Here is a 10708-nt window from a genome sequence, read left to right as displayed (position 1 = left end):
AGTAGCACGTTTTTCTAATATTTGTTTACTGATACCTGCATTTACCGAATAGCTGGCCTTTAATTCATTGATACCATAAATGGTTGGGGTTTCATACCTGCCCGATATTTCGCCAAGTAATGTACTGGTGATGGTGAAGTTTTGTGTGCTGCCAAAAATAATATCCTGCTTGCCCCTGTCAAAGTCCCCATTTTGCGGATAGGCCTTGTAACGAACGTAAATAGCATCGAGGTTAAAACTACCTGACCACCACCTCGTAAACTGCACCGGTGCATAAAATGAAGCGCCATATACAAAGATCTGCCCAAAATTTTTGCGGAAGGTTACATTAACCTTGGTAGAGTCGTTTTGGTAGTACACCGGGAAATCATACGCATTATTGGTAACGGTGTAATATAATTCGGTTGAAAAAGTCTGATTGTAAGTATGCGAGATCTGTATAGTATTGGTGTATTCGGGCTTTAGTTGCGGGTTACCGGCACGGTAATCATACAGGTCAGTATAATACAAAAATGGGTTTATATCTTCATAAAGCGGCCGGTGAATACCACGGTTATAGCTGATGCCGATGATGTTCTTTTTATTGGCCTCATAACTTATTTGTGCCTGCGGAAAAAGATTGAAATAATTGTAGGTGTTTACATCGGGGATGTTATCATTTAATCCCCATGATTTACCGCTTGCATGGGTGTTTTCGGCTCGTATGCCCGCTGTAAGATCCCACTTGCCAATTTTATTAACATAGTTGATATAGCCGGCGCTTACTGCTTCGGTATAAAGAAACCTGTTGCTGAAATTTGGATCGGCCTGGTATACGTTGTTTATTTTGGGGCCAAAAACAAGGTTGTTGTTGCTGCTGGCATTGTTGTACTTGATGCCGGCTTCCAATCGCGAGGTTTTGGTTAACGGATTTACAAAATCGATCTTAGACGTCCAGATGTGGATATCTGATGGCGACAGATTTTCCAAATCAAGGTCATTACGGTAAGTGTCGCCCGCCGGGGTGAAAAAGCTATTGGTAATAAACTCATTTGAGTGACGGTGATAAGTTGAATAGTTACCATCTACCGAAATATTTCTGCCGCTTTTATCCAGTACCGCGTTATAGTTGATATTATAGTTTAAGTAGCTGCTGCCCCTGTCGAGATTTGAACGGGCCCTGATTATCGAATCCAGTTTGCTCTGGTTGCGGATATACAGGTCATTATGTTTGGTGAAATCATCTTCCCTGACGATGCCACTTACCTGGAAGCCGATAGTTTGCTTTGGGGTGATGGTATAGTCGGCCCCGATTTTAAAGTTGTGGTTAGTGGTTTTTTGGATATTATTATAATCAACATCGTAATTGCTCAGTATATCGTTATAGGTAATATTTCGGTTGGTTGTAATGGTGCGGGTACCTTTGTTGTTATCATAGGTGTAATTGCCAAAGATATTGAGTTTGCTGGTGCGGTTGTTGAAAACAATGCCTGCTGTACTTTTATAATATTTACCATAACCCGCCATGGCGGTAACGGTGCCGTTAGTGCCCAGGTTTTTACCTTTTTTCAGGATGATATTGATGATTCCTCCACCCGATGCATCGTACTTGGCCGACGGGCTGCTGATCATTTCAACCTGGTCGATAGTGCTGCTTTGCATGCTGCGAAGCAAGCTGGTAAGGTCATCGCCGCTAAGGTTGGTGGGTTTACCATCAATGGTTATCAATGCAGCTTGCCTGCCGTTGATACTCAAAGTTTCGTTGCTGTTAACCCGTACCCCCGGCGACTGTCTCAGGATATCAAAAGCCGAATTACCCTCGGCCAGGATGCTATTTTGTACGCTTAATACAATTTTGCCGGGTTTTACCTCTATATAAGGTTTGCGGGCCACTACTTTAACTTCCTGCAGCTGGTTATCTGAAAGTTTTAAGACAATATCATTGGCTGTTATTTTTTGCCAGATCGCAACTTTGTAAGGCCCGGCATAAACTTTAATGTATCCTATTTTGCTGATGAGTATTAAATAACTGTCGGGCTGCAGACCGGTAAATTCAAACAGACCGTTTTTGTTTACCAGGTTTGATTTTAATATGGAGGAGTCGGCGGCACTGAGCAACACAGCGGTGGCTGCATCGGCCGGCTGATTATTTTCGGTTAAAACTTTACCTTGTATTATTGAAGATCTTGTTTGGGCAAATGAAAAACAATACATTCCTGTCAGGAATGCACAAAATAAGCCTGCTGTTAAAACCCTCATTAATTAGTAGATGTAGAAATTTGCTATAGTTTAAAAGATTATAAAATGTACCGCAATATAATACAATATATATAAAACTATATGTATTGTATTGATATTTTAACGATATAATATAAAACAATGTTGCAACATTAGTATGAATTATGTTGAGTAAAAGGTTTTATATTATTACAATTTAAATATTGTTTGCAAAAACGCATGCAATGGCATAAATAAACAAAACAACCTGATTTTTTCTTTATTTTCGGCCTCAATACGTCATCGCATTGTATCTTGACCATTATAACATGAAAAAACTTTGTCTGTTTATATTGATTACCTGTTTTGCAGGGAAATTGTTTGCGCAAATGCCATCTGGCAATTATGCCACGGCTTTAAATAAGTTTAAGCAGTTATACAACAATAACCAGCCAGATAGTGTGTACAGTATGTTTGGCCCCGAAATGATGAAGGCGCTTTCATTGGCCGATTTTAAAAGCACTACTTTACAGCTAAAAACACAGTTAGGCTCATTGCTACAGGCCGATCTTGCAAGCTATGAAACCCCGATAGCTCATTATAAGGCTACGTTTCAAAAAGGAGTTTTTTTATTAAACCTGTCACTGAATACCGATAATAAATTTACCGGCCTTTCATTAACACCATACACCGCTGTAACTACAGCTACTGCCGCAGCACCGGCAGCAAGCACAACTATAGCTACCGATCCATCTTTAACTGAGTCGCCTATTTTAGTTAAAACTTTATTAGGATCAATATCAGGAACATTAGCTATGCCAAAGGATGCTAACGGTAAAGTGCCGCTGGTATTGATCATAGCAGGCTCGGGTCCTACCGATAGGGACGGCAATAGCCCTAAATTGGGGCTTCATGCCAATATTTATAAAATGATTGCTAACGAGCTGGGCAAAAAAGGCATAGCGTCCTTACGTTATGATAAACGTTTGGTTGGGCAAAGCACTACTTCTATTAAAGAAAACGAGATCAGGTTTGAAGATTATGTTGAGGATGCTGCTGCACTGCTTAACATGCTCACTGCCGACGAACGTTTTTCGCGGGTAATCATTCTCGGCCACAGCGAAGGCTCATTGGTTGGCATGATGGCTGCTTTTGATGAACCGATAAAAGGCTTTATATCAGTAGCCGGTGCTGGTGATTCGGCAGATAAGATCCTGACTGAGCAAATGAAATCTCAGCCTGCATTTATATCAGAAGGGTTTAATCGTATGCTGGATAGTTTAAAGCGGGGTAAAACAACTGATAATATCGATCCTGCACTGTACTTTATTGCCCGACCAAGTATTCAGAAATACCTTATGTCGTGGTTCAGGTATAACCCTCAGCGCGAGATCAGGAAAGTAAAAGCACCAATATTGATCATACAGGGAACAACCGATTTGCAGGTAACTGTTGGTGATGCAGAGAAGCTGAAAAAAGCAAAATCAGACGCGATACTTACCATCATCCCCAACATGAACCATGTGCTGAAAGAAGCCCCTGCGGATAAGGAAAAGAATAAGGCTACCTACAACGAGCCTGATTTACCGCTTAAACCGGAGTTTGTTACAGCTATAACCACGTTTGTGCTGAAGACAACGAAATAGAATACTAAAAATCATGTCATTGCGAGCGATAGCGTGGCAATCGCACGGAAGCATATCCGCCCTGTACGGTATGCGATTGCTTCGTCGTTCCTCCTCGCAATGACATGTGATAATTTCCTACCACGCCCCCAACAACCTTCTAATCACAATGATCTCGGCTACATGGTAGGCATTATGATCAGCTGCCTGTAATGCTTCACGAAGGATGGTTTGTCCATCGCCATGCGGGATCTTTTTATAAATATCCTCGCTTTTTACCAGCTCAATCAGCGCTTCCAGGTCGTCATCAATTTGTTTAAGGCAATTATTCCAGGCTTGGTCATCTTTTGGAGCAAGTTCTTTGGGCCAGTAATCATCAGGCCAGTTGGGTGATTTGTGGCTACCGTCTTTACTAAACTCCAGCATATCCCATTGCGCTATGCGGATGTGCTCAACCAGTTGCCAAATGGTATAGGGAAGCTTATCAACTTTAACACCGCGAAGTTTGGACGGTAAACCATCAAGGGCTTTTTTCAGATCGGCATGGGCATTGCCGCCCTGTAGCAAATGCGTGATCTCATCAATTAAAATTTGGTGTTCATTGTTCATAGGTAAATCAAATGTTTTTTAAAGTAACAAATTCGTCGCCGGTTTGATTTATTTGGCTTAAATGTTTTAAGTTTATGCTTCATTGTAAAATTCATCAGTTGTGGTCAGAAATATATTCTTAAAATTAGCACTCGCCGTTGTTTTATTCATGGTTGCCTTTACCGGCTGTAAAAAAGAAGGAGGCAGTGGTACCGGCCCGCTATTGGGTAAAGATGACGAGGCTTTTATTAAATATGAGAATACGTTTCTGGATAACTTCTGGAAGCTGAACCCCGATTGGGCTACATCAGCAGGGTATCATAAATACGATAGTTTGATGGTACTTCCTAACGAACAAAGTCGTGATAAGCTGGTAACCTTTGCCAAATACCAGGTCGACTCGTTAAGCCGCTTTGAAGTAAATACCCTGTCTGAAGCCAATAAGATAGATTACAAGATCCTGCAAAACCAGCTTGAATATCTGCAATGGCAGGTGCGTCAGTTAAAGCAATACGAGTGGGACCCATCATCATACAATGTGATCGGTACGTTTGCTTATATTTTGAATGAGCATTATGAGCCTTTGCCTAAACGCTTACGCCATTTTTATCAGCGTATGTCGTTTATTCCGCAATACTATAAAGATGCCCAAAAGCAGATCAAAAACCCGGTGGTGGAACTTACCAGCCTGGCCATTGAGCAAAACCTGGGTGGTATTGACGTAATAGGGAAAGACTTTGCCGATTCGCTTAAGAAAACCAATATCCCCAAAGCAGAGCAAAAATTAATGACCGACAGGGCTGCCCAAAGCGTTGTTGCTATTAAAGCTTATGCCGACTGGCTTAAGGCGCTTAAAAATGATCATCCAAGAAGTTTCAGGTTGGGTAAGGACCTGTATGAGGATAAGTTTAAATACGAAATAGTAGCCACCAATACTGCCGAAAAAATTTACAATGCGGCTGTTGAACGTAAAAAATTCATCCACCGTGAAATGGCTAAGATCAGCAAACAGTTTGGTCAAAATATTTTGGTAAACAAGCTGCTCCTGCCGATAGTTTGCTAATGATAAGCCAGCTGATAGATACTATTTCAACAAAACATGTTAAGCCGGAAGATTTTCAATCGTCAATTGAACAGATCATACCTAAGCTTAATGCCTTTGTTAAAGCTAAAGACCTGCTAACGCTTGATCCGTCAAAACCGCTGATCATCCGTAAAGAGCCTGGTTATATGGCAGGTGTGGCGGGCGCATCTATGAGTGGCCCGGGCCCTTATGATAAAAACGGCAATTCGTACTATAACGTAGGCAGTCTGGCCGGCTGGAGCAAGGAAAAAGCCGAAAGCTATCTGCGCGAATACAATAATTATATTTTACAGATCCTGAGTATTCACGAGGCTGTACCTGGCCATTATGTGCAGGGCGTATATTCAAATAAAGCGCCAAGTATCATCAAAGCTGTATTTGGTAACGGCGCCATGGCCGAAGGCTGGGCGGTATACACCGAGCAAATGATGCTGGAAAACGGATTTGGCAACAACGAGCCCGAAATGATGCTGATGTGGTACAAATGGAACTTGCGTTCGGTATGCAATACCATTTTGGATTACAGCGTACATAGTAACAGCATGACTAAAGATGAAGCCATTAAGCTGTTAACCCGCGAAGCTTTCCAGCAGCAGGCCGAAGCCGATGGTAAATGGAAGCGCGTTAGCGTAACCAGTGTTCAGTTAACCAGTTATTATACAGGTTACAAAGAGATCATTGATTTGAGGGATGCCTATAAAATTAAAATGGGCGATAAATATAAACTGAAAGAGTTTAACGAGAAGTTTTTAAGCTACGGCAGCGCCCCGGTTAAGTTTATAAGAGAAGCCATGCTGGCCAAAACCAGCGGAAATTAATTGATAGTCCACAGGGATAAACTCATGGACTATGAACCATGAGTTTATTTCCCATGAACTATCAAAATCTTTTTATTAACAGCTTACGCGTAATGATTTTTTATCTGGTGCTCAAGCTGGGTCATGATGTTTTTCTTCAGCCTGCCTTTATAACAGGTACAGGAACCTTTATCAAGGTTCAGTTCGGCAATCACCTTACCCTGGTCAACCACGCGGAAATTTCCTGCATCGTTGGGTAAAACGGCCACTATGCGTTCATCTTCTCCCGAAAAATTAATCAGCACGTGAAATTGGTGCTGTGGTATAAATGCTATTTGCTGTAACATAAAAACCTCTCTTTCCGCTATTAGGTGTGTCAAAAAAATAAAGAGTAGAGCGTTGCATAAAGTTAACGAAATTGTTTTCAATTAATTGTTAGGAATTTTCAGTTTTTTTCGAGGGATATTATAATATATTTAGCGTTTACATATCACAGATCATGAAGAAAATTTTGTTTGCCGGTGTACTGGCAATAATATCAGTTGCGGCCCATGCTCAAAAGGTAAAACCGGCTCTGAAATTAATTAAAGGCAATACCTATTACCTGTCAACCTCGGCTCACTCTATTGTGAAGCAAACCATAAATGGCCAGGTTAATAATATTGATATGACCATCGATGGCAAAATGTCGTTCAAGGTGTTAAATGCCGATTCTCTTTATTATATGGAGGTTAATTATACCAAAGTCGGTATGAAAATGCAGCTGCCTAACGGTAATGTAGCATTTGATTCGGATAGTAAAGACACTACAAATATTATGGCGAGGATCATGTCGGCTTTAACTAATAAGCCGTTTAGTGCAACGATAACTAAAAGCGGCAGGATCAAATCAATAGCCAATGCCGAAACCATGATCACATCTATGATAGATGGTTTTAAGGAGGTTCCTGCTGCACAAAAAGAACAGCTAAAAACGCAGTTGAGCCAGTCGTTTGGTTCAGGGGCTCTTAAAAGCAACCTGGAAATGGCTATGTCGGTACTGCCTGAAACGGCCGTGGCAAAAAACGATAAGTGGACCATTAAAAATAACATGGAGGGTGCTATGAGCGCTAAGATAGTATCCGTTTATCAACTGGTCGATATAACTCAGCAAAGTTATGTGATCCATGGTAATGCCACATTGGAAACAGATAATACTGCCGATTATAAAACCATCAGTAATATGCCTATGAAATATAATATGAAAGGTACTATGGTTGCAGATGTTATTGTTGACAAAGCTACGGGCTGGATCTCAAGTTCAAAATTAAAGCAAAGCATTGAAGGTACTGTTGAAATAAAAGATAATCCAAAAGTACCGGGCGGTTTAACCTTCCCGATGAGTGTTACCAGCGAAACATCAAGCGTTGATCACTAATTATTAAAACGACTATAATAAAAAAATCCCTGCCGGTTTCAGCAGGGATTTTTTGTTGGGTAAATGCCCGGCATCACAGTGCCCACAGGCCTTCAAGATAAAGTTTATACCGTGTTGGCTGAAACTCGCCATAAGCAAAAACAGCAATGGTATTTCCTTTTTTTGTGTAGTATAAACGGAGCCTTTCGCTGCCTTTGTATAAATTAGGAAAGTCGGCATTAAAGCCGCCGGTTTTTACAATGGTTTCAAAGTCATCCGGGGTAGTTACCTTACGCAGATCTTCAAAATTGTTATTGGCAAAATCACTGAACTTTATATCACCGGCAGGCAGGTTAAAAGATTTATGCACAGCCTCCGCTTCGTCTCCATCAAACAACAATGACTTTGTTATTTCATATTTTGTGATCATATTTTAATAATATCGCTTTTTTATTGTTTTACTTCTTCTATGTAACCGCCCGCTTTGAGGTCGTTAACAGTAGCCGGCACTTCATATTGGATGCCTAAACCAGGCTTGCCAAACCAGGGGATGATCTTCCCTTGCCTTACTTTGGCTATTGCTTTCAAAACTTTATAAATTTTGTAAGGTTTGGTCAACGTATTATCAGGCAGGGCGCGTTTTGGGAAAGGTACACCTTTTGGCGATACAAATGTGCCTTTATCCTGGAAGGTACCGGTAGAATCGCTATAACCTCCGTAGCGGTCAATCAGCACACCTTTTGGAAGCGTAATGATAACCAGGTTTACGGCTCCGCGGTTTGGCGGCCAGCCACCGTTAAGGTTGTTTCTGGTGAAGAATTTCTCGAGAGCATCCCATTTCTCTGTTTTAAAGAACAGCCAGGCCGAGTCGGCAAGAGGCTTTTTTGTGCTGTCGGCAAAATCGGCTACGGAGCTTTTAAAATCTTCATAGGTAACTCCACGTACCGGCAGGTGGTGCGCTTTTGCAGCATGGTGTGGTTTGGTTTGCGCTGTTGCCAGGAAAGGCATCAGCCATACGGAAAGGATCAGCAGTTTTAGTGTTTTCATTCGATGTGAGTTTTTGTGTGATAAAGCTAATAGGAGTAAGGCGGATATTAAAGCATTTTATGTTATTTATTTTATTCAATATTATAATATGGAATATCAAACAGATGAGGTTGGCCTGTCCGTCCGTTTTCGGGTAAAGGTAGTTGAGGACAGAAGAGGACATCGCTGATTTTTTCAGCCTGTGGTTGATGTTTCCACTATGGGTGTTAATTTAGGCCGGCAGTGGGGGTTAACAGGGTTAACAGAAATTAGCACTATTTTTGTTTATATATTTGATAGTCATTGCATTATGTTAAAAGTGGTGTTAACCCCTAAATCCGTCTTGCTGTTGTATCAACAACATAGGTGTTCGGAAGATTTAAAAAAGCAGGGGATTGTGCGATTCCCTCCCTTGGGAGGGCGTAGGGAGGGGTTTCGCCGGCAGACTTATCTGCTTTAATGACGCATAAACCCCTCCCTGCCACTACACAACTCCGCCGCCCCCCTCCCCAAGGAGGGAATTAAAAATCTTCCGAACACCTACAGTATCAACACCAACAACGGCTGAGCTAAAAAAGTCATTATAAAAAATCCCTGCCATCCTATATTAATCCAACCAAAACAAACCAATAAAGGAAATTATTACCTTCGTACCTATGTCATCAGCTGAAGCAAAAAAACAAATAGAGGCATTAACAGCCGAACTTAAACAGCACAATTACAATTACTATGTGCTGGCCATGCCAACCATTTCTGATTTTGATTTTGATAAAAAACTGGAGTTGCTTAACAAACTCGAAAAAGAATACCCGGAATTTGCCGACCCCGATTCGCCAACGCAAAGGGTAGGCGGAGATATCACCAAGGAGTTTGTGACCGTTAAGCACCGCTGGCCTATGCTATCCTTGGGTAATACTTATAATGAGCAGGAACTGATTGATTTCGACCAGAGGGTACGTAAGGCTATTGGCGATAATTTTGAGTACGTATGCGAGCTTAAGTTTGATGGTTTGAGCATGAGCCTTACCTATGAAGATGGCAAACTGATACGCGGCGTTACCCGCGGAGACGGTGTACAGGGTGATGAAGTAACTACAAACATTAAAACTATCCATACTATACCCAAACGCCTGCATGGCGAGGGTTATCCTGCCTACTTTGATATCCGCGGCGAGGTGTTCATGCACCGTAAAGCTTTCGACAGGCTGAATAACGAAAGGATTGAAAGTGGTGAAGTGCCTTATGCCAATCCACGTAACTTTGCTTCAGGCACGGTAAAAATGCAGGATTCGGCCGAAGTGGCTAAACGCCCGCTTGATTGTTTCCTGTACTTTTTATACACCGAAAAAACAGTATTTAAAACCCATTGGGAAAGTTTGCAGGCCGTTAAAACCTGGGGCTTTCATACCAACGAGCATAGCGAGCTTTGCCCGGATATTAATTGCGTGCTGCAGTTTATTAATAAATGGGATAAGGAACGCTTTAACCTGAGCTATGATATTGATGGCATTGTTATTAAGGTAAATAACTACTCGCAGCAGCAGGAGCTGGGCTTTACTGCCAAATCGCCGCGCTGGGCCATCTCCTATAAATTTAAAGCCGAAAGGGTGGAGACCGAACTGCTTGAGGTGACTTACCAGGTTGGCCGTACCGGTGCTGTTACGCCGGTTGCTAATTTAAAGCCTGTACTGCTTGCCGGGACTACAGTAAAGCGCGCAACGCTGCATAATGCCAATGAGATCATCCGCCTGGATTTGCATGAGGGCGATACCGTTTTTGTTGAAAAAGGCGGTGAGATCATCCCGAAGATCATTAGCGTAAACCCCGAAAAACGTAAGGCTGATGCCGTGCCTGTTGTTTACCGCACCAACTGCCCTGCCTGCGATACGCTGCTTGAGCGTAAGGAAGGTGAGGCCGCATTTTACTGCCCCAATGATGAAGGTTGCCCGCCGCAAATTGTTGGGAAGATGCAGCATTTCATCGGTCGTAAGGCTAT

The 10708-nt window shown here is 42.0% G+C and carries 10 protein-coding genes; 5 read left to right on the top strand and 5 right to left on the bottom strand.

Annotated features, from left to right (window positions below; all coding sequences use genetic code 11):
- Window positions 1–2238: outer membrane beta-barrel protein (locus VF500_RS31020; protein WP_330863364.1), on the bottom strand; the 2238-nt coding region annotated here is incomplete at its 3' end.
- 287 nt (window positions 2239–2525) lie between these two features.
- Between VF500_RS31020 and VF500_RS31015 the strand changes: the two genes are divergently transcribed.
- A complete protein-coding gene (locus VF500_RS31015; RefSeq protein ID WP_330863363.1) occupies window positions 2526–3842 on the top strand; it encodes an alpha/beta fold hydrolase in 1317 nt (438 codons plus the stop codon).
- Window positions 3843–3959: 117 nt separating this feature from the next.
- Here VF500_RS31015 and VF500_RS31010 read toward each other — a convergent pair whose 3' ends face one another.
- Entirely contained in the window at window positions 3960–4430 is a 471-nt protein-coding gene (locus VF500_RS31010; protein ID WP_330863362.1) for a DinB family protein, read from the bottom strand.
- A gap of 100 nt (window positions 4431–4530) precedes the next feature.
- Here VF500_RS31010 and VF500_RS31005 point away from each other — a divergent pair, with 100 nt between their 5' ends.
- Together VF500_RS31005 and VF500_RS31000 are read left to right on the top strand one after the other, a co-directional pair.
- Complete coding sequence (locus tag VF500_RS31005) at window positions 4531–5472, top strand: DUF885 family protein (protein WP_330863361.1); 942 nt, start codon at window positions 4531–4533, stop codon at window positions 5470–5472.
- Window positions 5472–6311, top strand: a complete 840-nt coding sequence (locus tag VF500_RS31000) for a DUF885 domain-containing protein (protein ID WP_330863360.1) — start codon at window positions 5472–5474, stop codon at window positions 6309–6311. The genes VF500_RS31005 and VF500_RS31000 overlap by 1 nt, the downstream gene beginning before the upstream one ends.
- A gap of 83 nt (window positions 6312–6394) precedes the next feature.
- Here the strand turns inward: VF500_RS31000 and VF500_RS30995 are convergent, their stop codons facing one another.
- Window positions 6395–6637, bottom strand: coding sequence for a hypothetical protein (locus VF500_RS30995; protein ID WP_330863359.1), 243 nt, complete (start codon window positions 6635–6637; stop codon window positions 6395–6397).
- Window positions 6638–6789: 152 nt separating this feature from the next.
- On the opposite strand from VF500_RS30995, the gene VF500_RS30990 reads away from it, so the two are divergent.
- Entirely contained in the window at window positions 6790–7707 is a 918-nt protein-coding gene (locus VF500_RS30990; protein WP_330863358.1) for a DUF6263 family protein, read from the top strand.
- A 73-nt stretch (window positions 7708–7780) separates the two neighbouring features.
- Here VF500_RS30990 and VF500_RS30985 read toward each other — a convergent pair whose 3' ends face one another.
- On the bottom strand, window positions 7781–8116 hold the full coding sequence (locus VF500_RS30985) for a hypothetical protein (RefSeq protein WP_330863357.1): 336 nt from the start codon (window positions 8114–8116) through the stop codon (window positions 7781–7783).
- Window positions 8117–8136: 20 nt separating this feature from the next.
- Window positions 8137–8733: a TNT domain-containing protein gene (locus VF500_RS30980; protein WP_330863356.1), complete on the bottom strand. Its 597-nt coding sequence runs from the start codon at window positions 8731–8733 to the stop codon at window positions 8137–8139.
- 635 nt (window positions 8734–9368) lie between these two features.
- Between VF500_RS30980 and ligA the strand changes: the two genes are divergently transcribed.
- Window positions 9369–10708, top strand: a 1340-nt coding sequence (ligA, locus tag VF500_RS30975; protein WP_330863355.1) for an NAD-dependent DNA ligase LigA, incomplete at its 3' end; no start/stop codon positions are given.

Source organism: Mucilaginibacter sp. (assembly GCF_036383575.1).
Classification (GTDB): domain Bacteria; phylum Bacteroidota; class Bacteroidia; order Sphingobacteriales; family Sphingobacteriaceae; genus Mucilaginibacter.
This window is presented reverse-complemented; position numbering and strand designations above follow the sequence as displayed.

What these genes read in the sequence shown, in the direction of transcription:
- VF500_RS31010 (WP_330863362.1), bottom strand. Translation starts at nt 4,430, where the DNA reads ATGAACAATGAACACCAAATTTTAATTGATGAGATCACGCATTTGCTA.
- VF500_RS30985 (WP_330863357.1), bottom strand. Translation starts at nt 8,116, where the DNA reads ATGATCACAAAATATGAAATAACAAAGTCATTGTTGTTTGATGGAGAC.
- VF500_RS31015 (WP_330863363.1), top strand. Translation starts at nt 2,526, where the DNA reads ATGAAAAAACTTTGTCTGTTTATATTGATTACCTGTTTTGCAGGGAAA.
- VF500_RS30995 (WP_330863359.1), bottom strand. Translation starts at nt 6,637, where the DNA reads ATGTTACAGCAAATAGCATTTATACCACAGCACCAATTTCACGTGCTG.
- VF500_RS30980 (WP_330863356.1), bottom strand. Translation starts at nt 8,733, where the DNA reads ATGAAAACACTAAAACTGCTGATCCTTTCCGTATGGCTGATGCCTTTC.
- VF500_RS31000 (WP_330863360.1), top strand. Translation starts at nt 5,472, where the DNA reads ATGATAAGCCAGCTGATAGATACTATTTCAACAAAACATGTTAAGCCG.
- VF500_RS30990 (WP_330863358.1), top strand. Translation starts at nt 6,790, where the DNA reads ATGAAGAAAATTTTGTTTGCCGGTGTACTGGCAATAATATCAGTTGCG.